19 protein-coding genes are annotated in these 21,101 nt (G+C 52.0%); 14 read left to right on the forward strand and 5 right to left on the reverse strand.

What is annotated here, in order from left to right; all coding sequences use genetic code 11:
• Window positions 1–31: 31 nt before the first annotated feature.
• The 3 genes from QOS46_RS13250 to QOS46_RS13260 all read right to left on the reverse strand — a co-directional run bounded on the left by QOS46_RS13250 (window position 32) and on the right by QOS46_RS13260 (window position 3,519).
• The gene (locus QOS46_RS13250) at window positions 32–1,540 is read right to left on the reverse strand and encodes a glutamate synthase-related protein (protein ID WP_283610446.1); all 1,509 of its coding nucleotides are present in this window, start codon (window positions 1,538–1,540) and stop codon (window positions 32–34) included.
• Window positions 1,540–2,634 (reverse strand): class II glutamine amidotransferase, encoded by a 1,095-nt coding sequence (locus tag QOS46_RS13255; protein WP_283610448.1) that lies wholly within the window; start codon window positions 2,632–2,634, stop codon window positions 1,540–1,542. Before QOS46_RS13255 ends, QOS46_RS13250 begins: the two co-directional genes overlap by 1 nt.
• Window positions 2,635–3,060: 426 nt before the next feature.
• On the reverse strand, window positions 3,061–3,519 hold the full coding sequence (locus tag QOS46_RS13260) for a helix-turn-helix domain-containing protein (RefSeq protein ID WP_283610449.1): 459 nt from the start codon (window positions 3,517–3,519) through the stop codon (window positions 3,061–3,063).
• A gap of 190 nt (window positions 3,520–3,709) precedes the next feature.
• On the opposite strand from QOS46_RS13260, the gene QOS46_RS13265 reads away from it, so the two are divergent.
• The gene (locus QOS46_RS13265) at window positions 3,710–4,210 is read left to right on the forward strand and encodes an HD-GYP domain-containing protein (protein WP_283610451.1); all 501 of its coding nucleotides are present in this window, start codon (window positions 3,710–3,712) and stop codon (window positions 4,208–4,210) included.
• Between the two features lie 462 nt (window positions 4,211–4,672).
• Here QOS46_RS13265 and QOS46_RS13270 read toward each other — a convergent pair whose 3' ends face one another.
• Together QOS46_RS13270 and QOS46_RS13275 are read right to left on the reverse strand one after the other, a co-directional pair.
• Window positions 4,673–5,605, reverse strand: coding sequence for a pseudouridine-5'-phosphate glycosidase (locus QOS46_RS13270; protein ID WP_283610452.1), 933 nt, complete (start codon window positions 5,603–5,605; stop codon window positions 4,673–4,675).
• Window positions 5,606–5,738: 133 nt separating this feature from the next.
• A complete protein-coding gene (locus tag QOS46_RS13275) occupies window positions 5,739–6,824 on the reverse strand; it encodes a PfkB family carbohydrate kinase (protein WP_283610454.1) in 1,086 nt (361 codons plus the stop codon).
• 458 nt (window positions 6,825–7,282) lie between these two features.
• On the opposite strand from QOS46_RS13275, the gene QOS46_RS13280 reads away from it, so the two are divergent.
• The 13 genes from QOS46_RS13280 to QOS46_RS13340 all read left to right on the forward strand — a co-directional run bounded on the left by QOS46_RS13280 (window position 7,283) and on the right by QOS46_RS13340 (window position 21,081).
• A complete protein-coding gene (locus QOS46_RS13280) occupies window positions 7,283–7,987 on the forward strand; it encodes a Crp/Fnr family transcriptional regulator (RefSeq protein WP_283610456.1) in 705 nt (234 codons plus the stop codon).
• 71 nt (window positions 7,988–8,058) lie between these two features.
• Window positions 8,059–9,564, forward strand: coding sequence for a YjjI family glycine radical enzyme (locus QOS46_RS13285; protein ID WP_283610458.1), 1,506 nt, complete (start codon window positions 8,059–8,061; stop codon window positions 9,562–9,564).
• Window positions 9,561–10,397 (forward strand): YjjW family glycine radical enzyme activase, encoded by an 837-nt coding sequence (locus QOS46_RS13290; RefSeq protein ID WP_283610460.1) that lies wholly within the window; start codon window positions 9,561–9,563, stop codon window positions 10,395–10,397. The genes QOS46_RS13285 and QOS46_RS13290 overlap by 4 nt, the downstream gene beginning before the upstream one ends.
• Window positions 10,398–10,734: 337 nt before the next feature.
• Window positions 10,735–11,736, forward strand: a complete 1,002-nt coding sequence (locus QOS46_RS13295) for a LacI family DNA-binding transcriptional regulator (protein ID WP_283610461.1) — start codon at window positions 10,735–10,737, stop codon at window positions 11,734–11,736.
• Window positions 11,737–11,738: 2 nt separating this feature from the next.
• A complete protein-coding gene (locus QOS46_RS13300; protein WP_283610463.1) occupies window positions 11,739–12,908 on the forward strand; it encodes a phosphopentomutase in 1,170 nt (389 codons plus the stop codon).
• An 18-nt stretch (window positions 12,909–12,926) separates the two neighbouring features.
• Window positions 12,927–13,637, forward strand: coding sequence for a purine-nucleoside phosphorylase (gene deoD, locus QOS46_RS13305; RefSeq protein WP_283610465.1), 711 nt, complete (start codon window positions 12,927–12,929; stop codon window positions 13,635–13,637).
• A gap of 149 nt (window positions 13,638–13,786) precedes the next feature.
• Window positions 13,787–14,866, forward strand: a complete 1,080-nt coding sequence (locus tag QOS46_RS13310; protein WP_283610467.1) for a BMP family lipoprotein — start codon at window positions 13,787–13,789, stop codon at window positions 14,864–14,866.
• Window positions 14,867–14,960: 94 nt separating this feature from the next.
• Window positions 14,961–16,502 carry an ABC transporter ATP-binding protein gene (locus QOS46_RS13315; protein ID WP_283610468.1) on the forward strand — a complete coding sequence of 514 codons (1,542 nt, stop codon included), beginning with the start codon at window positions 14,961–14,963 and terminating at the stop codon, window positions 16,500–16,502.
• The gene (locus QOS46_RS13320) at window positions 16,486–17,613 is read left to right on the forward strand and encodes an ABC transporter permease (RefSeq protein ID WP_283610470.1); all 1,128 of its coding nucleotides are present in this window, start codon (window positions 16,486–16,488) and stop codon (window positions 17,611–17,613) included. Before QOS46_RS13315 ends, QOS46_RS13320 begins: the two co-directional genes overlap by 17 nt.
• Complete coding sequence (locus QOS46_RS13325) at window positions 17,603–18,529, forward strand: ABC transporter permease (RefSeq protein ID WP_283610472.1); 927 nt, start codon at window positions 17,603–17,605, stop codon at window positions 18,527–18,529. The genes QOS46_RS13320 and QOS46_RS13325 overlap by 11 nt, the downstream gene beginning before the upstream one ends.
• A gap of 15 nt (window positions 18,530–18,544) precedes the next feature.
• The gene (gene deoC / locus QOS46_RS13330) at window positions 18,545–19,213 is read left to right on the forward strand and encodes a deoxyribose-phosphate aldolase (protein ID WP_283610473.1); all 669 of its coding nucleotides are present in this window, start codon (window positions 18,545–18,547) and stop codon (window positions 19,211–19,213) included.
• An 80-nt stretch (window positions 19,214–19,293) separates the two neighbouring features.
• Entirely contained in the window at window positions 19,294–19,707 is a 414-nt protein-coding gene (locus QOS46_RS13335) for a cytidine deaminase (protein WP_283610475.1), read from the forward strand.
• 57 nt (window positions 19,708–19,764) lie between these two features.
• Complete coding sequence (locus tag QOS46_RS13340; RefSeq protein WP_333782984.1) at window positions 19,765–21,081, forward strand: pyrimidine-nucleoside phosphorylase; 1,317 nt, start codon at window positions 19,765–19,767, stop codon at window positions 21,079–21,081.
• Window positions 21,082–21,101 lie beyond the last annotated feature (20 nt).

Raw genomic sequence — 21,101 nt, forward strand, 5'->3', positions numbered from 1 at the left:
CGGGGGAGGCAAGCGCTGTGCTTATTGACTGCTATTCTCCTGCGTGTTGAATGCCGAGGATGTCGAGCTCTTTTTGATTCAGTCCGATTCCGCGAAGCATCAGGCGGTTGCCCTTGAGCGCTTCAATGGAGTTAATGCCCATGCCGCCCATCATTTCCATGATCTCATGCTGCCAGGCCGTTACCAGATTCACCAGGCGGCGGGTTCCCTCATTGGGATCGAGTCGTTCTACCAGATCCGGGCGCTGGGTGGTAATACCCCAATTGCATTTTCCGGTTTGGCAGCTGCGGCACATGTGGCAGCCCAGAGCGATCAATGCGGGGGTCGCGATGTAAACCGCGTCCGCGCCCAGCGCAATGGCCTTCAACACGTCTGCCGAGTTCCGGATTCCTCCCGAAACCACCAATGAAATGTTGTTGCGAATATGCTCCTCCCGCAGGCGGTCATCCACGGCTGCTACCGCCAGCTCAATGGGGATACCGACGTTATCGCGGATGCGGGTAGGAGCAGCGCCTGTGCCTGCGCGGAACCCGTCGATCGCGATAATGTCCGCGCCGCTGCGGGCAATGCCGCTTGCGATGGCCGCCACATTGTGAACCGCGGCAATCTTGACAATGATCGGCTTGGTATAGGCCGTTGCCTCTTTCAGCGAGTAAACCAGCTGCCGCAGGTCTTCAATAGAGTAAATGTCGTGGTGGGGAGCGGGAGAAATCGCGTCGCTGCCCTCGGGGATCATGCGGGTTTTTGAAACCTCACTGCCAACCTTGTAGCCCGGCAGATGCCCGCCGATACCGGGTTTTGCGCCCTGACCGATTTTAATTTCGATTGCGGCGCCGGCGTCAAGATAATCCTTGTGAACGCCGAAGCGTCCGGATGCCACCTGAACAATGGTGTTTTTACCGTATTTGTAAAGGTCTTGATGCAGTCCGCCCTCGCCGGTGTTGTAGTAGGTACCCAGCTGCTCGGCGGCGCGTGCCAGACTTTCATGTACATTGTAGCTGACCGCGCCATAGCTCATACCCGCGAACAGAATGGGGAGCTTCAGTGTCAGATGCGGTGGCATTTTTTCAAATTTCAGGTTCCCCTGTTCGTCGCGTTCTATTTTACTCGGCTTTTTTCCGAGGAAGGTGCGTGTTTCCATCGGCTCTCTCAGCGGGTCGATGGAAGGGTTTGTTACCTGTGATGCGTTAATTAAGATTTTATCCCAGTAAATGGGGTAGCTGCGGGGGTTGCCCATGGAGGAGAGCAGCATGCCGCCCGAGCCGGCTTGTTGAATCACTTCGTTAATCGCGGAACCCGTCCAGTTGTCGTTGAGCTTGTAGGTGTTGTCGGATTTGACAACCTTGAGGGCCAGCGTGGGACAGAACGCCACACAGCGCTGGCAGTTGATGCACTTGGTGCTGTCGGTCTTCATGGTTTTGGTTTTCGTATCGTAGGAATGCACGCCCAGTCCGCATTGCTTTACGCAGATCTGACAGTTGGTGCATAAATCCTTATCGCGTACGACGGTATAATCAGGATATAAAAAATCCATAGACATCAGAGTTGCACCTCCTTGTTTAATGTATAGATGACCGGTTCGCCGTATTTGGGAGCAAAAATGCGGTCAAGATTCGGCTCAATGGCACGAATGGCGCATTCCTCACTGGCAATGTAAACCATGTCATCCTTTTCCGCCGCTACAAGGGAGCGGAGCTTGAGTCGGTCGTTCAATGCCATGATTCCGCCGTCAAAGCCAAGCAGAATCGAGAACGGGCCGGTAATCAGCAGGTCGGAAAAAATGTTGCGCAAATAGGTGTAGTAGCGTTTGCGGTCCTCCGGCATGCGGTCGATCTCTTCCCAGAAGGGCGCTGCGATGACGTCGGCCACCTCCGGTAAAGTGAGTTGTTTCCTGCGGTGCAGGTAGTCAATCATGTAGGTGATCACCTCGGTATCGGTCAGCAGCGAACATTTATAGCCGTACATTTCAATAAATCGGCGGTTGGCGTCGTAGCTGGAAATTTCACCGTTATGTACAATTGTGTAATCCAGCAGCGCAAATGGGTGAGCTCCGCCCCACCAGCCGGGTGTGTTCGTAGGGTAACGCCCGTGAGCGGTCCAGGAATAGCCTTCGTATTCCTCCAGCTTATAGTAGCGGCCAACATCTTCGGGGTAACCTACCGCTTTGAACACGCCCATATTCTTTCCGCAGGAGAACACATACGCTCCTGCAATATCTGCATTGATTTTAAAGACGCATTCCACCACCAGTTCCTTTTCCTCCAGCTCCTTATCTTGAAGGAAGTGGGGTGCCGGAACTGCAAAATAGCGCCAGATAATTGGTGCGTCGGTAATCTGCGGCATAGCTCGTGTCGAAATTTTTTCCGATACGGAAATATCAAAATATTGAATCAGAAGCTTTTCCGCTTCTTTTTTCGCTGTTTCATCATCATAAAATACATGGAGCGCATAGCATTCCTTGTGTTCGGGGTAAATCCCGTAGGCCGCAAAACCGCCGCCCAGCCCGTTGCTGCGCACATGCATGGTCTCAATAGACTGAATAATTCTTTCTCCGCCTAGCCTTTTTCCATTTCGTGAAAAAATTCCGGAGATAGCACATCCGGATGGAATCCGGACTTGGCCTTCTTTCAACATAATACCGACCTCCCTGACGTGTAAAGTGAATGATTCTTATTTTGCATGATTTAAATTATAATCCTGCAAAAAGAAGCATCCCCATCATATTCCATAAAATTTTACTTGTCAAGGCAAAATGAAATATTTTAAACACTATAATTCATATTTGTGATAGAACTTGATTTTTTTTGATTTTTTTAATAATTATTGTGTATTTTATGAAAGAGAAAGACTAAAAAAATGCACTTAAAAAACAGTTGCTTTTCTTGCTTTTGCAACAGGGTGAAACGTCTTCCATTTTGTGGAATGACGTCATGCCGTATTACACCCGTTTTCAAAAGCGCAAAATATTGTGTGCGCAGGAAAATATTGTTTTCTCTGGCGGCCCCATAAACAAGAAAAGAAGGCCCATACTATGGGGCCTTCTTTTCGCCACTGTCGAATTTACTTTTTTGCTTCGCTAAACGTCTTTCTCATAGAGGCTTTCAGGCTCGTGATTGTTTCCGCAATTACACGGATTTCCTTCGCTGTACAGTCGGCGGTAATTTTTGTGATCTCATTTTGAAAGACATAACTTGTATGATCAATATTTCCGCAAAGCAGTTCATCCGGTGAAACCTCCAACGCATTAACAATAGCGATGAAGGTTTTTAAGCTGGGGATCGTGTTCCCTGTTTCAATATGGCTGACGTGCGTTGTACCGGTGCATATGAGTTCCGCTAATTTCTCTTGTGTAATTCCTTTTGCGGTTCGCGTTTTACGAATTCGCTTTCCAATATCAAGGTAGTCCACCATGATCTCTTTTACCTCCGATAAAATTTGATACTTGTATTGTATGTGCAGTTTGACCGTGCTATAATGGTCTAAAAGAGCAGTTAGACCAAATAATTTAATAACGAACAATTATTATTCCTTATCAGTAACGGTAAACTTGATTGTGGAGATGACAAAAATGAATGATTTGCCGGGATTCCAGCTAACTCTTGATCACATACTCCAAATTATGCCCCATAGTCTGTTTACACATATGAGCCGTGTAGAATTGTATACGAGAGTATTTTGTTTTTGCATCGCATCCAACAGGCACCCGGAAATGAATTTGGAAGACTGCCTGATGTTTGGGCGAGCCGCTTTTTTCCACGATATCGGGAAGCTGTGGGTGGATAGCTCTATTTTGGAAAAACCGGATAAGCTGTTGCCGGAAGAAGTATTGATTGTACAGCAGCATCCGATCTATGGGAAGGATATTTTGGAATCCTTAAAGCTGAATTCCAATAGCTTTCAGGATGAACGATTTCTTCGTTTGGCAGTATCAGCGGCGCTGGGCCACCACGAGCGGTGGGATGGCCGGGGGTATCCCTTTGGAATAAAAGGCCGGGATATTCCCATTGTGGCCAGGATCACTTCGATTTGTGACGCTTTTGATGCCATTATCAGCGGGCGGCCTTATCGCCATAAGCGATCTGCGGATGAAGCGTTCTGCGAAATTGCAAGGTGTGCGAATACCCAGTTCGATCCCGTCCTTTCGGATTTGTTCCTGCAAAACAAAGATTTGATCCTGAAAGCAGTATGGGCGCAGATGCAGCACGTTTAGAATGACGCCATGTAAACTGGAGAGGTGACATCTTAAAGTTTGTTTCAACTAACTGGCCCGAAATAATTTGAAGGTAAATTACTTTAAAAGGAAAGAGAGGGACTGTTCCGAGTGCAGTTCCTGTGGTCAATCCCCTTTTATCATAGTAGATACAGGGTGTCGCTTTTGAGCGAATGTGCAGGCAGGTAAATGTTTCGAATACAGAGCAAAACAGGGAATATACTCAATGATGAAGAATATCCCTTGCTAATCGAAGTGAAAAAAATGCATAAAATGGCCGGAGATGATTCCAATATGGAAATCATCTCCGGCCGTTTCTTTATAGATTAATAAAATCAGTCAATATAGAAAGGTTCCCCAGCGCGGGGAACCTTTTTAGGAACAGAGATTAATGCATGCGGTGTCAATGGACATCTTAAGGGGAAAGGCTCCCTTAGGGAAGAGAGCTTTTGTTGTGTTTGATCAGGACTGGCGCAGCTTGCACAGCTCGCCGGCCACCTTGGCGCCGAGGGCGGCATTGTTGTACACCAGGTGAATGTTGGCCTCCAGGCTCTTGCCGCCGGTGATCTTCTGAATTTTATCCAGCAGATAAGGAGTAGTTTCCTTTCCCTTGATGCCAAGTCGGTTCGCCTCCGTGCAGGCGTCATCAATGGATTTTGCGATGTAATCATGATCCATGGCAAATTCCTCGGGGATCGGGTTGGTGACGAGCAGCCCGCCCTTTAGGTTCAGGTCTTCCTTTGCCTGAAAGATGCCCGCCAGCTCCGCCGGGGTATCCACACGGTAATCCACCTTGAAGCCGCTTTTGCGGGTGTAGAACGCGGGCAGCTCCTCTGTCTGGTAGCCAAGAACGGAAACACCCTTTGTCTCCAGGTATTCGAGAGTCAGCCCAAGGTCAAGAATGGATTTTGCGCCGGCGCATACCACCATCACCGGAGTGACGGAAAGCTCTTCCAGATCGGCGGAAATATCCATGGTTGTTTCGGCGCCACGGTGAACACCGCCAATGCCGCCGGTGGCGAATACAGAGATTCCCGCCAATGCGGCAATAATCATGGTCGCCGCGACGGTTGTCGCGCCATCCTCACCGCGCGCGGCCAGAACAGGCAGGTCTCTACGGCTTGCTTTCGTCACGCTTAGGCCCTTGTTTCCGAGATAGTCAATTTCTTTCTTGGAAAGTCCGGCGCGCAGCTTTCCTCCGATCACCGCAATCGTCGCCGGAACAGCGCCGTTGTCGCGAATGATCTGCTCTACCTTCAGAGCGGTTTCCACATTTTGGGGGTATGGCATGCCATGGGAGATGATCGTGGACTCCAGTGCGACGACCGGCTTGTTGGCTGCAAGAGCCTCTTGTACCTCGGGCGAAATGGTAAGATATTGTTTCAGTTGATTCATGATGTGACTCCTTTCAACAGGGCTACCGCGTGATGTATCATCCGTGCACTTAAAAAAGGCTGTTGATTGCTTTGTTTCTATCAACTTCATTTCAAGCGAATTAGGTTATATCACGTTGCGGGAGCGTTTCCTTTTATATGGTGTTCATTTTCTGAAGGATATTTTCGCAGCTGATCTGCGGACTGATGGTTCCCGCGCTCTCAATGCAGATGGACGCGGAAGCCATTCCGGCGCGGGCGCAGTCTGCCATGGAAAACTTCTGCATCCAGCCCCACACAATCGCGGCCATCATGCTGTCTCCGGCACCTGTTGTGTTGACCACCTCGCTGGGGTATGGGGGAACGGTGACGTGCTCCTGATGATTCGCACAATAAACCCCGTTTTGTCCCATCGAGAGAAAGACCTGCGAAAGGCCGGTTTGCAGAAGTGCATTGGCTGCCTGCTCCAGCGAGTGTTCGTCGTGGATTTTTACGCCGCTGAGCAGCTCGGCCTCAAGCAGGTTCGGTTTGAGCGTGTGGAATTTTCCCAGCAGGCCGGCAAGCTTCCCCGCCTTTGCGGTAGAAACCGGGTCGCAGAACAGCGGCACATGGAAGGTTTCAGCAATGTAGCGGATCGTCTCGGCGGTCAGGTTGGTGTCGATCACGCACAGCTCCGCGTTGCTAATCAGGTCGGCGCGGCGCTCCAGGTACTGCGGGGTCAGGCTTTCATAAATCTGCATATCGGAGATCGCCAGCTCCATATCGCCGTGTTCATTTGTGATAAACACATACGTTGAGGTTGAGCCGCCCGGCACGGTGAGCGCTTCTGTTATGTCGATTCCCGCACTGCGGCAGCTGCCCGCCAGCTCCGCCGCATAGGCGTCCTCGCCGAGCGCGGTGATGAGCTTCACCTCCACATCGAGCATGGCAAGGTTTTGAGCAATGTTCCGTCCCACTCCGCCGGGGGAGAGCGATACCCTCCCGGGGTTCGAATCCCGCTGAACCAGAGGAGCCAGGGGCTTGCCGGCAATATCAATATTTGCGCCGCCGATCACAACGACGTAGGGGGCCTTCTGCAAAATGTAGCTCTTGCCGAGAATCCGCCCTTTTTTCATCAAATTCGAAATGTGTACCGCAACAGAGGAGCGGGAAATCCCCGCCTTATCCGCCAACTCCTGCTGCGAAATGGTGGGGTCCTTTTCAATCCACTGCAAAATCTGTCGTTCTCGTTCTGTTATCACTTTATCACTTCCCTTATACGAGAATCAAATGTCTCTGCCTCGATCAGCGGCGGAAGGCAAATAATTCATCTGTTTCGAATTTCAAGGCTCTTGCTGCCGCTCACGGCACGAGGCTATGTAATCAAATGTTTATATCAGTAATCTTATGTTTACTAAGTTCTAAACTTAGTTTAGCAATGCCGTCTTAAACTGTCAAGAGGAAAACGTAGGAAGCAGAGAAAAAGCCTTATTACCGTCTTTTTGCACAAAATAGATTACTTCGAATAGAAATTATGCTATATTTCAAAAAATAGGACATCTGTCCTTTTGTTTCTCGCTTCTATTGATATACAATACAACTAAAGCAGTGTTTTCTTTCAGGAGAGGAAGCCGTAGCTTTCCTGTGCTTGCGGCGCGCGGGAAAGCTACAAAATCACGATAGAAGCGGCACTCTTCAAAAGCAATCAGGAGGGTGAACAGTGAAGGTTGGTGAATATTTAGAGGCGGAAAGCGAGTCCTACCGCAAAGAGCTTCGAAAGATGCTGGCGAAATATCCCGCAGACGGCCAGGTGTACCCGGTTACTCTTTCGGCGGGCGAAAGTTTGATTCATGAGGACGATTTGAGTAACATGGTGTATTACCTCATGAAAGGCCGTGTGTCCGTTGTTACCAATCAGACCCGGGTTTCACGCTACACCCTGACGGAAGCCGCAGCACCGGAATTTTTCGGAGAATATGAGGCGTTGGGAGGAATCTCCCGTTATATTGCCGAGGTTCGCGCGGTCACGCCGTGTAAGCTGGTTGCTTTCCCTGTGGAGGCCTATCTTTTATGGATGCGCTGTGATCCGGAGTTGTTTTTTCTGCATGTGCGCTGGATTCTGAACAGCTATATCACCCAAACGGCCAATGAGCGCAGTCTGCATTTTCTTGATTCAGACGGAAAAGTGGTTCAGTTTTTGATCCGCGCCTATGAAAAATGCGGAGATATGCCCGAAACCGTAAGGCTGACCTGCACGCGCCTGGAGATTGCCGAAACAACGGGTAACAGTGTGCGAACCGTCAACCGTGCCGTCTCACGGCTCGTGGGCAAGCACCTTGTGAGCGTGAAAAACGGGAAGCTGCAAATGACCGCCGCCCAGTATGAAGCCCTGAAAAAAGAGATGGAATCTTTTCTTTTGAAATAACCCTTGCATTCGGATGGTTCACCGCCTGCGCGAATCGTTCCCGCACAGAAGATCGGAAAGGAGAAATGATCATGATCAATCTGGAAAACACCTACAAAACAGTTACCTCCCGTGAGCTGACCCATGAACAGAAGCTGATGGGCCTGGCCAAATGCGCGGAGAACGCGCTGGATGTACTGAATATTCCGCCGCGCACCAAGCATTTTTTTGAAACCGGTGCCATTAACGATCTGTTTGAAGGGGGAGCGCCGTACCGCCCCCGTTATATTCTTCCCGATTATGAGAAATTTGTAAGGCAAGGCAGTGAGTTTTTAAAGCTGAGCCCGCCCAAAACACTGGATGAGCTGATTTTCTCCCTGATGATCCTGTACCGCCATGTGCCCTCCATCACGAACTTCCCGGTGTATCTGGGCAGCCTCGACAAGCTGATGGAGCCGTACCTCGACGGCCACACAGATGAGGAGATTCGCGAGAAGCTCCGTTTGTTCCTCACGTATCTTGACCGCACCATCACCGATTCGTTCTGCCACGCGAACCTCGGGCCGGAAGAAACCCGTGCGGGTCGCCTGATTTTGCAGGTGGAAGCGGAACTGAAAAATACCGTTCCCAACTTTACCGTGAAATACGACCCGGATGTGACACCGGATTCCTTTATGGAGCAGGCCATTCAGTGTTCCCTTGACTGTTCAAATCCGGCCATTTGCAACGATCAGGCCAACCGGGCGCCGTTCGGCGGGCAGTACGGCGTGGCAAGCTGCTACAACATTCTGCCCACGCAGGGCGGAGCGTACACACTCACGCGCATTACGCTCACCGAGCTGGTGAAGGAAGCGAAAAACGAGGAGCAATTCCTCACCGAGTTGCTGCCGGAATGCCTTGGCCTGATCGCCGACTATATGAACGAGCGCATTCGCTTTATCGTTGAAAAATCCGGCTTCTTCGAGTCGAACTTTCTGGTGAAGGAGGGGCTGCTCTCCAAAGACCGTTTCCTTGGCATGTTCGGCGTTACCGGTCTTGCGGAATGCGTCAACGCGCTGATGAAGGCACAGGGCAAGAAATATGGGCACGACCCGGAGGCCGACGATCTCGGCGTACGGATTATGGAGAGGATTAACGAGCTTGTACCGCAGTACAAGGCGCTGTATTCGCCCATTACCGGCGATCAGTTCCTGCTGCACGCGCAGGTGGGGCTCGACAGCGACCTTGGCATTACGTCCGGTGTGCGCATCCCTATCGGCGACGAGCCGGCTTCTTTTGCTGACCACCTGCGCCATAGCTCCAGGTTTCACCATTATTTTCCCTCCGGTGTGGGCGATATTTTCCCCATCGCAAGCAATGTTCATCAGAACCCGGCCGCGCTGCTGGATGTGGTAAAGGGCGCGTTTTCCCTCGGCGTTCAATATATGAGCTTCTATTCCGCCGATACGGATTTGATCCGCATTACCGGTTATCTGGTTAAGCGCAGCGAAATGGAAAAGTATAAAAAGCATGAGGCGGTTCTGCAAAATACCACGCAGCTCGGCGCCCCGAGCTATGATACCAACCGTCTTGCCGAAAGAAAGGTTCGAATGGCATGACAAAAGTGCCCGTCAACCAAATCATTCCGTTCAGCACGGTAGATGGCCCGGGCAGCCGCACTTCGATCTTTTTGCAGAAGTGCAACCTTGCGTGCGGCTACTGCCATAACCCCGAAACGCAGAAACTTTGCAACAGCTGCGGTGTTTGTGTGCCATACTGTCCCGAGGGTGCGCTTTCTCTGGTGGACGAAGCCGTGGTGTGGGATGAATCAAAATGCATTTCATGCAATACCTGCATTGCGGTATGTCCGCGCTGCGCATCCCCGAAAATTCGGTGGATGGATGCCCCCGCCGTGATGAAGGAAGTGGAGAAGAACCTTCCGTTTATCCGGGGAATTACCGTTTCCGGCGGAGAATGCGCGCTGTACCCGCAGTTTTTGCAGGAGCTGTTCACACTGGCAAAGGCAAAGAACCTCACCTGTTTGTGTGACAGCAACGGTACCGTTCGTTTTTCCAAATACCCGGAGCTGATGAAAGTCTGCGACGGCGTGATGCTCGATGTGAAGGCATGGTCGCCACAGGTGTTCCGGGCGCTCACGGGCGGCGACAATGCCGCGGTCAAGGATAACCTTGTGTTCCTCTCCTCCTGCGGGAAGCTCGAGGAGGTGCGCATTGTCAATGTGGAGGGCTATGTAGATGCACAGGACGCGATCCGCGGTACCGCAGAGATGCTCGGCCCATTGACCGGCAGCACCCGTCTGCTTCTGATTTCCTTTCGGGCCAATGGGGTCAAAGGGCCATTCGCGAAATTCTCTTCTCCGTCCTCGGAGCGGATGAAGCAGCTCGCGCAGCTGGCAGCTTCCGTTGGGTTTCGAAAGATTGTAGTAAAATAAATCGTATATGCCTGAAAGATGTTTTTCCTCCTGATTGCGCCGCGGCCAGTTCTCCCGAACGAACTGGCCGACGAGCGGAATCTTTTGGAAGTGCTCTTTTATCTTCATAAATGTGTTACTTCATTTAATTTTTAGAAAATTTCCATAAATTTCCATAAATATAATTTACGAATTGGTAAGAGTGGTTTATAATATGATCAAATAAGCCGTTGAATGAAACCGGTTTCAAGCCCTTTGGTAACAGCGGGCATGCTTTTTTGCAAACAAAACAGGCATTTTGTAACAGGCCGTTGCTCCCCGCACAGGGAGCAGAACTCAAATAAACAGAAGATTTTGGGTGAGCATTTTGGTTCATATCAGCGATATTGCCCGCATGGCCGGCGTTTCCAACGCAACGGTGTCACGCGTGATCAACGGTACGGCTAAAGTGAGCGAGGAAAAAACAAGGCGGGTGGAAGAAGCCATTCGCAAAACGGGCTTTAATCCAAATGAGATTGCGCGTTCTCTTTATAAAAAATCCTCCCGGCTGATCGGATATATTGTTCCTAGTATTTTGAACATCTTCCTTAACGAGGTCGGCCGAGCCATTGAAGACGAGGCATTCCGAAGCGGCTATAAAATGATCCTCTGCAATTCGGACGAAAATCCGGAGAAGGAGGCAGCTTACATTAAGATGCTGATGGGGATGAATGCTGACGGTATCATTATCACCGTGAACAACGAGCATCTCGATGAAGAAATCCGCAACTGCCCCATTCCGATCGTGGTGATGGATAAAAGCGCTGGAGCATTTTACGCGGCCTCCGTTCAGTCCGATAATTACAACGGCGCACGAATCGCTACAGAGCATTTGATTGAGTGCGGGTGCAAAAAGCTGGTTCTAATGCGCGGGTCGCTTCAGTATTCCAGCAGCCAGCAGCGCTACCAGGGTTATGCGGATGTTTGCAGGGAGCATGGGATTGAACCGCGGTTTGTCAACAACAAATACAGCTATGACGAGGGAGTTCAGAGCGCGCGGGAGCTGCTTGAGTGCTATCCTGATACAGACGGGATTCTTGCCTCCACTGATTTGGTGGCGTTTGCCCTGTATAAGGTACTCCACGAGCAGTGCCGCAATGTGCCGGACGACGTAATGATTGTGGGTTACGACGATGTGGAGCTGAGCCGCCTAATGATTCCGATGCTGACGACGGTGGCACAGCCGATTGAAGAGATTGGCCGCCTGTGCGTACAGCTGATCGTAGAGCAGACAAAGTGCGGCACGATCAAGCAGCGAGAAAATATTTTGCCGGTTTCTTTAAAAATCCGGGAGACAACGAAGCGGAAAGAAGGATCATAATCATGAATAAACGCGTGTTTTTAATTGTTCTGGACAGCTGTGGAATTGGGGAAGAGCCGGACGCGGCGGAATACGGCGACGAGGGCAGCAACACGCTGGCTGCCTGTGCAACCAGCCCGTATTTTCATATGCCCAATATGCAACGGCTTGGCCTTTTTAATATTGATGGGGTTGATTGCTGGCCGGAGGAAAGCACTCCCTCCGGTGCATATGGTCGCCTGCAGGAGGTCTCTAAGGGGAAGGATACCACCATCGGCCATTGGGAGATTTCGGGCATCTACTCTCCAAAGCCTCTGCCCACCTACCCGAATGGCTTCCCGGAGGACGTAATTCGGGAATTTGAAGAAAAAACGGGCCGCCGTGTGCTGTGCAACAAGCCCTACTCCGGTACCGATGTGATTCGGGATTACGGAAAAGAGCATGTGGAAACCGGTGCGCTGATCGTTTACACCTCCGCAGACAGCGTGTTCCAGATTGCGGCGCACGAGTCCGTTGTTCCACCGGAGGAGCTGTACCGCTACTGCAGAATCGCGCGGGAAATGCTCCAGGGGGAGCACGGTGTTGGCCGTGTCATCGCGCGTCCGTTTACCGGCGAGTTCCCGAATTTTACACGCACCTCGAACCGGCACGATTTTTCGATGCAGCCGCCGGCCGTGACCATGCTCGACCAGCTCAGCGAGCGGGGCTTTGATGTGATCGCCGTGGGCAAGATCAACGATATTTTTGTGGGGAAGGGCATCACCGAGGCGATTGGCACGAAAAACAACGCCGATGGCATTGAGCGCACGCTCAGCTATCTGCAAAAGGAGTTCAACGGCCTGTGCTTTGTCAACCTGGTGGATTTTGACATGCTTTACGGTCACCGCAACGACGTGGACGGCTACGCGAAGGCTCTGGCTTATTTTGATGAGCGCCTGCCCGAAATTCTGGCGGGCCTGCGCGACGAGGATCTGCTGATGATTACCGCCGACCATGGCTGCGACCCCTCCACACCATCTACCGACCACTCCAGAGAATACATCCCATGGGTGATTACGGGGAAACAGGTCAAAGCCGGTGCAAACCTTGGAACAAAACCGACCTTTGCTAATATCGGCGCAACCATTCTGGAATATTTTGGAGTAGAACCACGCATTACAGGCAAATCCAGCCTGAACGAAATTTTACATTAACTACGGGAGGGAATCAAGATGTCAAGCATACCAACGCCCCATAACGCTGCAAAAGAAGGCGAGATTGCCAAAACGGTTTTAATGCCGGGTGATCCGCTGCGCGCGCAGTTCATTGCGGAAACTTATCTTGAAAATGTAACCTGCTTCAATACCGTGCGCAATATGCTCGGCTTTACCGGCACCTACAAGGGCCACCCCGTTTCAGTCATGGGCGGCGGCATGGGCATGCCCTCTGTTGGAATTTACACCTACGAGCTTTTTAATTTTTATGGCGCAGAAAACATTATCCGTATCGGTTCTGCCGGCGGAATTGCCGATACGGTTCAGCTCCGCGACGTAGTGGCCGGAATGGGCGCTTGCACGAACTCCAGCTTTGCCGCGCAGTACCGTCTGCCCGGTACCTATGCGCCGATTGCGGATTACGGCCTTTTGAGCCGGGCGGTCAAGGCCGCGGCGGAACTCGGAATCTCCATGAAGGTGGGCAATGTTCTTTCCAGTGATACCTTCTACGATGACAACGATGACTCTCTCCCGGCCTGGAAGAAGATGGGCGTTCTGGCGGTGGAAATGGAAGCCGCGGCGCTTTATATGAACGCGGCCCGCGCGGGAAAAAATGCCCTTTGTCTGCTTACGATTTCCGACCGACCGCTGGCCGGCGAATCGTTACCGGCCGAGGAGCGCCAGACCGGATTTACGCAAATGATGGAGATTGCCCTTGCACTTGCCTGATGCATTTCTGTCCGCTGCTGAAACCGCTTTCAAGTTTTTCCGGCGGCGGCCTGAAAACCGAAATTCCGGAGGCCGCTTGGCCTCCCACTAAAAAGCCAGGGATACCGCATTCTGCGGTATAACATAACATTATTTTAGGAGGAAAATGTATGAAAAAGATCATTGCACTGTTACTCGCAGCGTCTATGGCGTTCTCCGCCACTGCCTGCTCCAGCGGAGGAAAGGCAGCGTCCAGCACCGCGCCGAGCACGGCGCCCGCAGGGGAATCTTCCACCGCAGCAAAAACAGATTTCAAGGTGTCGATGGTTACCGATACCGGCGGCGTGAACGACCAGTCCTTTAACCAGCTTTCCTGGGAGGGTCTGCAGAAATTAAAAACCGACACCGGCGCGGACGTCAGCTATGCCGAATCCAAGCAGGACTCCGATTATGCGACAAACTTGGACAAAGCGGTTGATGACAACAATAACCTGGTTTGGGGCGTTGGCTTTGCGATGGGCGACGCGATTCTGACCGCTGCAAAAGCAAACCCGGATGTTCAGTTTGCAATCGTAGACAACTCTTACAAAGAGACCCCCTCCAATCTGACTGCGGTTGAGTTTCGCGCACAGGAGCCTTCCTTCCTGGTAGGCTACATTGCGGCAAAAACCACCAAAACCAACAAGGTCGGTTTTGTGGGTGGCGTAAAGAGCGATGTGATCAATCAGTTTGAATACGGCTATAAGGCCGGTGTTGCTTACGGCGCGAAAGAGATGGGCAAAAAGGTTGAGGTCGTTGCTCAGTATGCCGAAAGCTTCGTCGATTCCGCTAAGGGCAAGGCGATTGCTTCTAAGATGTTCTCCGGCGGATGCGACATCGTATTCCATGCCGCGGGCAACGTGGGCACCGGTGTAATCGAGGCCGCAAAGGAAGCCAATAAATACGCGATTGGCGTCGATAAGGATCAGGCTTTCCTTGCTCCCAACAACGTTTTGACCTCCGCTCTGAAAAAGGTTGACAAGGCTGTGGAAGAAGTCTCCAAAGAGATTATGGACGGCAAAAAGACCGGCGGTACCACAATCAGCCTGGGCGTGAAAGAAGAGGCTGCGGGTATCCCCGAGGAGCACAAGCTGATGGGCGATGACACCTACAAGGCTGCTACGGCTCTGCAGGATCAGATTAAAGAAGGCAAGCTGGTTCCCCCTGCAAGTGAAGCAGATTACAATACCTTTGTAAAGAACTTGAAATAATTGATTGCATCTGACTAGACACTTTTTTACGGAGGGGCGCCTTCGGGCGCCTTTCCCCGTAAAAGAGAGAACGCAAGGTTAGGGGAGATTTACTATGGAAATCAGTCCGGAATACGCAGTACAGATGCACGGTATTGTGAAAACATTTGGTTCCTTTTGCGCCCTTGATCAGGTGCATCTGGATGTCAAAAAAGGATCGATTCACGCCATTTTGGGCGAGAACGGCGCCGGGAAAAGTACCCTGATGAATGTGCTTTACGGCCTGTATCAGGCTGATGCCGGTGAAGTTTATTTAAACGGCGAAAAAGTCGCCATCAAAAACCCGAACGATGCCATTGCGCGCGGCATCGGGATGGTTCACCAGCACTTTATGCTGGTAGACAATTTTACAGTTACCGAAAACATTATTCTCGGGAAAGAAGTAACGGGTCAATTCGGCGTCCTCGATATGAAAAAAGCGCGCGAGGAGGTTCTGAAGATCGTAAAGGAATACGGTCTTGAGGTTGACCCCGACGCCAAAATTGAAGATATTTCCGTAGGGATGCAGCAGCGTGTTGAAATTTTAAAGGCGCTGTACCGCGGTGCGGACATCCTGATTTTGGACGAGCCGACTGCAGTTTTAACCCCACAGGAAATCGCAGAGCTGATCGAAATCATGCGCGGCCTGGCTGCGGGTGGGAAAACGATCATCATCATTACCCATAAGCTGAAAGAAATCAAATCGTCGTCCGATGTTTGTACGATTATTCGCCGCGGCCAATATATCGACACGTTCCCGGTGGCCGATGTCAGCGAAGAAGAGCTTGCAACGAAAATGGTGGGACATCAGGTCAAGCTGGTGGTAGACAAAAAGCCTGCCGAGCCCGGCGATGTGGTTTTTGAAATTAAAAATCTGACAGTAAAGGACGAACGCGGACTCGAAGCGGTCAAGAATCTTTCGCTTCGCGTACGCAGAGGCGAAATTGTCGGGATTGCCGGCGTTGACGGAAACGGTCAAAAAGAGCTGGTAGAGGCAATTACCTGCCTGACAAAAGTGGACAGCGGCACCATTCAGATCAATGGGGCCGAAATCCAGAATACGACACCGCGCAACGTCATTGAACATAAAATTTCGACCATTCATGAGGACCGCCAGCGCCGCGGCCTGGTAATGCCGTTCACCGTGGCGGAAAATTCTGTGCTGGAAAAATACCGCAGCGGCGAATTCAGCAGGCGCGGCATGCTGCTGCTGGACAAAATTACCTCCTACGCAAAGCGTTTGGTAGCGGACTACGACATCCGCCCGGCGGATTGCGAAGATCATCCCGCCCGCGGCCTTTCGGGCGGCAACCAGCAAAAGGTGATCATCGCCAGAGAAATCTCCAACGATCCCGATCTTTTGATCGCCGTGCAGCCCACCCGCGGCCTCGATGTGGGCGCGATTGAGTATGTACATAAAATGCTGGTGCAGGAACGCGACAAAGGCAAGGGTATTCTGCTGATTTCACTGGAGCTGGATGAAATCCTGAATGTGGCCGATACCGTTTGCGTGATTTACGATGGGGCGATTACCGGCACCTTCACACAGGAGGAAGCCGACGAGAACACGGTCGGATTATTAATGGCGGGAGGCGAGCGGAATGAAAACGCTGGTTAAAATACTGAAAAAACCAATCACCTCCACGCTGATTGCCGTGCTGTTCGGCTTTTTGGTAGCGGCGATTGTCCTGGTTCTGGCGGGGTACAATCCCATTGAGGCGTTCGGCGCGCTGTTCAATGGAATTTTCTCTAAACCAAAATACATTTCCAATGTGATCATTAAGGCAACACCCATTATTCTGACGGGTCTCTCCGTGGCGTTCGCCTATAAAACAGGCCTGTTCAACATCGGCGCCGAGGGGCAGTACATTGCGGGCACTGTTTTTTCCGTTTTGGTGGGCGTTAAGCTCGATCTGGCTCCGGTACTCCAGATCCCAATTGTTGTGCTGGCCGGTGTTCTGGGCGGCGCTCTGTTTGGCGGAATGGTGGGTCTTTTGAAGGCAAGGTTCGGGATTCATGAGGTCATTACCAGCATCATGCTGAACTGGATCGGCCTGTACCTTTGCAATTTTATTGTCAATTCGCAGGCCTATCATAAGCCGAATTCCACCGCCAGCCTGCCGGTGAATGCGTCGAGCTACACGATGCTGCTCCCACAGTGGAAGGTTTCCTCTGAGGGAACGCAGGCTTTGAGGCCCCACAAGTGGCTGTACGACATGCTGATCCGTACAGACGTGAATTTCGGAATTTTGATCGCGATTGTTATGGTCGCGGTGATCTGGGTTCTTCTGTACCGTTCCACTAAGGGGTATGAGCTGCGCGCCGTTGGCTTTAACCGCGACGCGGCAGAATTCTCCGGCATCAATGTCAGCCGAAATATTATCGACGCCATGCTGATCGCTGGTGCGCTTTCCGGTCTGGCGGGCGCGCTCACGATTACGGGCACGGCGCCGCACGGCATCTCTACATTGGCCGCGTTTGAAAACAACGGCTTTAACGGTCTTTCGGTGGCACTGATTGCCGGTTCCTCTCCGGTTGGCTGCGTGTTTGCGGGACTTTTGTTTGGTGGGCTGCTGTACGGCGGGCAGAGCGTTCAGCAGGTGGTTGGCGCACCGACCGAAATTATCAACATCATGATCGGTACGATTGTGTTCTTTGTGGCCCTGACTCGGATTGTTCCGGTTCTGGCGGACAGATTGGGAAAGAGGGGTGCCGAACATGTTAACTAATTTTTTGCTTTTGGTCGGAATTACAATGATGTATTCCACTCCTCTGGTGTTCGGTGCGCTGGGCGGTGTGATCTCAGAGCGCGCCGGTGTGGTCAATATCGGTATTGAAGGTATGATGACGGTGGGCGCCCTAGCGGCGGCGTCGGTCAGCTATTTTACCGGCAACCCCTGGCTTGGTTTTCTGGCCGCTGGCGCGGCAGGAGCGGCGATCGCCCTTTTGCATGCCATTGCTTCCGTCACCTTTAACGCGGATCAGACGATTTCCGGCATCGCCATCAACCTGCTCGGCCCCGGCTTTGCGCTGTTCTTCTGCCGCCTTTTGTTTGACAAGGCGGCGATGACGCCTCCCGTAAAAACGCTGCCGAAGCTGTTCGGCGAAAATGCGTTTCAAGGTACACCGGCGGAAAGCCTGAATGTTGACGTAACGGTTCTTCTTGCCCTCATTGCAACGGTGGTTGTCTGGTTTGTACTCTACAAAACCAAATGGGGCCTTCGCATCCGTTCCGTGGGTGAATACCCGGCAGCGGCGGATACCCTCGGCATCCATGTGACCCGCACGCGGTATCTCTGCGTTCTGCTGTCCGGTGTAATGGCTGGCTTCGGCGGCGCTTCCATGACGCTGGCGATTATCTCTCAGTTCAATCAAACAGCCATCAGCGGTCAGGGTTTTATCGCGCTGGCAGCGGTAATCTTCGGCAAATGGACGCCGTATGGCGCGTATGGCGCGTGCATGCTGTTTGGCATGGCGCAGGCCCTTACGGTCGTACTCGGCGGCAGCGACAGCAGCGTGACGATCCCGAGCCAGATTCTGGCCATGCTGCCGTATATATTAACAATTATTGTGCTGGTTCTCTTTGTTGGTCGTTCCGTTGCCCCGAAATCAGATGGACTGCCCTATGAAAAGGGAGAACGCTAAAAGAAGGAGATTCGTATGGAACTTTCTAAAATTGTTGGTTCGGTAGATCATACCCTGCTCAAACAGGTGGCTACATGGGAGCAGATCAAAGAGCTGTGCGACGATGCGGTACATTACCACACAGCGTCGGTCTGCATTCCGGCTTCTTATGTAAAGCAGGCCAAGGAATATGTAGGCGACACGATGCAAGTCTGCACGGTCATCGGTTTCCCGAACGGTTATTCCACCACGGCGGTGAAGGCGTTTGAAACGAAGGATGCCGTTCAGAACGGCGCGGATGAAATCGATATGGTCATCAATATCGGGTGGGTTAAGGATGGTCTTTATGATCTGGTGACGGAAGAAATCCAGCAGATCAAACAGGCCTGCGATGGGCGTATTTTAAAAGTAATCGTAGAAACCTGCCTTCTCACAGAGGAGGAAAAGATTCGGATGTGCGAGGTTGTCACACGCTCCGGCGCGGACTTTATCAAAACCTCCACCGGTTTTTCCACGGGCGGTGCAACCTTTGAGGATGTGGCTCTGTTTGCAAAGCATGTTGGCCCCGGTATCAAGATTAAGGCTGCCGGCGGAATTACAAGCATGGAAGACGCGGAGCGCTTTCTTTCGCTTGGTGCGTCCCGTTTGGGAACGAGCCGGATCATTCAGATCCTGAAAAACGAAGATTCCAGCGGGCAGTATTAGTACGATCTGAATGTTTTTTAGCAAGCAAAGGGCGGATCGTGATCCGCCCTTTGCCATCACAGCAGAGAGAAGGAGCTTACATGAACGACAAAGAACTGGTAAAAGCGGCAATTGAAGCGCGTGAAATGGCCTACGTGCCATACTCCGGGTTTGCTGTGGGCGCGGCGCTGCTGACCGCCGACGGAAAGCTGTATCCGGGCTGCAACATTGAAAATGCGGCCTATACCCCCAGCAACTGCGCGGAGCGTACCGCTTTTTTTAAGGCGGTAAGCGTCGGCGAGCGCAATTTTGCCGCAATTGCGATTGTTGGTGGGAAGCACGGGAAGCCGATCAGCGAATATTGTGCGCCCTGCGGCGTTTGCCGGCAGGTGATGATGGAATTCTGTGACCCTGACACCTTCCGGATTCTTCTGGCGAAAAGCCCGGAAGAATGGCAGTCTTATACGCTGGCGGAGCTGCTTCCGCTCGGCTTCAGCGGCAAAGATCTTGCATGATGCGGCAGAAACAAGTGCATTGACGATACGATTGGAAAAGGGTGACCCACAGTGAGAATGTATGATATTATCGAGAAAAAACGCGACGGCGGGGAACTGACCAAGGAAGAGATCGAATTCTTTATCCACAAATATGTTGCGGGCGAGATTCCGGATTATCAGGCCTCGGCACTTTTAATGGCAATTTATTTGAAAGGAATGACTGCAAAGGAAACGGCCACGCTGACAATGAGCATGGCGAATTCGGGCGATACGGTCGATCTGTCCTCCATCCCGGGTATTAAGGTAGATAAGCACAGCACCGGCGGCGTTGGGGATAAAACGACGCTGGTCATCTCGCCGATCGTGGCTTCACTCGGCGTTCCGGTTGCGAAAATGAGCGGGCGCGGCCTCGGGCACACCGGGGGAACGGTCGATAAAATGGAATCAATTCCCGGCATGCAGACCTTTCTTGACCGCGAGCGGTTCTTCGATATTGTCCGCAAGGTCGGCGTCAGTGTAATCGGCCAGTCGGGCAATCTGGTGCCGGCCGATAAAAAGCTGTATGCCCTGCGCGATGTAACTGCCACGGTAGACAGCATCCCGCTGATCGCCTCGAGCATTATGAGCAAGAAGATTGCGGCGGGTTCCGACTGCATCCTGCTGGATGTGAAAGCGGGCAGCGGCGCGTTTATGAAAACGGTAGAGGATTCCATCCGCCTGGCTGAGGCGATGGTTTCGATCGGCGAGCACGTCGGCCGCAGAACAGTCGCACTGATTACCGATATGAGCCGTCCGCTGGGAAATGCCATCGGCAATTCGCTCGAAATTTGCGAGGTGTGCGATACGCTGAGAGGCCATGGCCCTGCTGACTTGACGGCCATCTGCATTGAGCTGGCGGCCAATATGCTGTACCTTGCGGGAAAGGGCAGCATCGAAGAATGCAAGCGCATGGCGATGGAGCAAATTCGCAACGGCGCTGGCTATGAACGCTTGAAGGAGATGGTGGCGGCACAGGGCGGCGATACCGCTGTTCTGGACGACAACAGCAAATTCCAAAAGGCCAAGGTGCGCCACGAGGTCTGCGCCCAGCAGGACGGATATTTTTATGCCATGGATACGGAAAAGTGCGGAATCGCCTCTGTCGAGCTCGGGGCCGGGCGCGAAAAGAAGGAAGACCCAATCGATTACAGCGCCGGTATCATCCTGCAAAAGAAGGTGGGGGATCGGGTGAAGAAGGGCGAGCCGATCGCCGTGTTCTACACCTCGGAAGCTTCCCTCTGTGCGGAAGCGGAACAGCTGTTTGAAAGCGCTGTCACGATTCGCGACGAAGCTCCCGCAGAAATGCCTCTGGTTTACGCGCGTGTCACGTGCGACGGCGTGGAACGGTTTTAAGCTTGAACCGCACTCACTTT

This window comes from Faecalispora anaeroviscerum (assembly GCF_947568225.1).
GTDB lineage: Bacteria > Bacillota > Clostridia > Oscillospirales > Acutalibacteraceae > Faecalispora > Faecalispora anaeroviscerum.

What these genes read in the sequence shown, in the direction of transcription:
- QOS46_RS13255 (WP_283610448.1), bottom strand. Translation starts at nt 2,634, where the DNA reads ATGTTGAAAGAAGGCCAAGTCCGGATTCCATCCGGATGTGCTATCTCC.
- QOS46_RS13250 (WP_283610446.1), bottom strand. Translation starts at nt 1,540, where the DNA reads ATGTCTATGGATTTTTTATATCCTGATTATACCGTCGTACGCGATAAG.
- QOS46_RS13335 (WP_283610475.1), top strand. Translation starts at nt 19,294, where the DNA reads ATGAACGACAAAGAACTGGTAAAAGCGGCAATTGAAGCGCGTGAAATG.
- QOS46_RS13315 (WP_283610468.1), top strand. Translation starts at nt 14,961, where the DNA reads ATGGAAATCAGTCCGGAATACGCAGTACAGATGCACGGTATTGTGAAA.
- deoD (WP_283610465.1), top strand. Translation starts at nt 12,927, where the DNA reads ATGTCAAGCATACCAACGCCCCATAACGCTGCAAAAGAAGGCGAGATT.
- QOS46_RS13300 (WP_283610463.1), top strand. Translation starts at nt 11,739, where the DNA reads ATGAATAAACGCGTGTTTTTAATTGTTCTGGACAGCTGTGGAATTGGG.
- QOS46_RS13290 (WP_283610460.1), top strand. Translation starts at nt 9,561, where the DNA reads ATGACAAAAGTGCCCGTCAACCAAATCATTCCGTTCAGCACGGTAGAT.
- QOS46_RS13320 (WP_283610470.1), top strand. Translation starts at nt 16,486, where the DNA reads ATGAAAACGCTGGTTAAAATACTGAAAAAACCAATCACCTCCACGCTG.
- QOS46_RS13310 (WP_283610467.1), top strand. Translation starts at nt 13,787, where the DNA reads ATGAAAAAGATCATTGCACTGTTACTCGCAGCGTCTATGGCGTTCTCC.
- QOS46_RS13325 (WP_283610472.1), top strand. Translation starts at nt 17,603, where the DNA reads ATGTTAACTAATTTTTTGCTTTTGGTCGGAATTACAATGATGTATTCC.
- QOS46_RS13265 (WP_283610451.1), top strand. Translation starts at nt 3,710, where the DNA reads ATGAATTTGGAAGACTGCCTGATGTTTGGGCGAGCCGCTTTTTTCCAC.
- deoC (WP_283610473.1), top strand. Translation starts at nt 18,545, where the DNA reads ATGGAACTTTCTAAAATTGTTGGTTCGGTAGATCATACCCTGCTCAAA.
- QOS46_RS13340 (WP_333782984.1), top strand. Translation starts at nt 19,765, where the DNA reads ATGTATGATATTATCGAGAAAAAACGCGACGGCGGGGAACTGACCAAG.
- QOS46_RS13270 (WP_283610452.1), bottom strand. Translation starts at nt 5,605, where the DNA reads ATGAATCAACTGAAACAATATCTTACCATTTCGCCCGAGGTACAAGAG.
- QOS46_RS13285 (WP_283610458.1), top strand. Translation starts at nt 8,059, where the DNA reads ATGATCAATCTGGAAAACACCTACAAAACAGTTACCTCCCGTGAGCTG.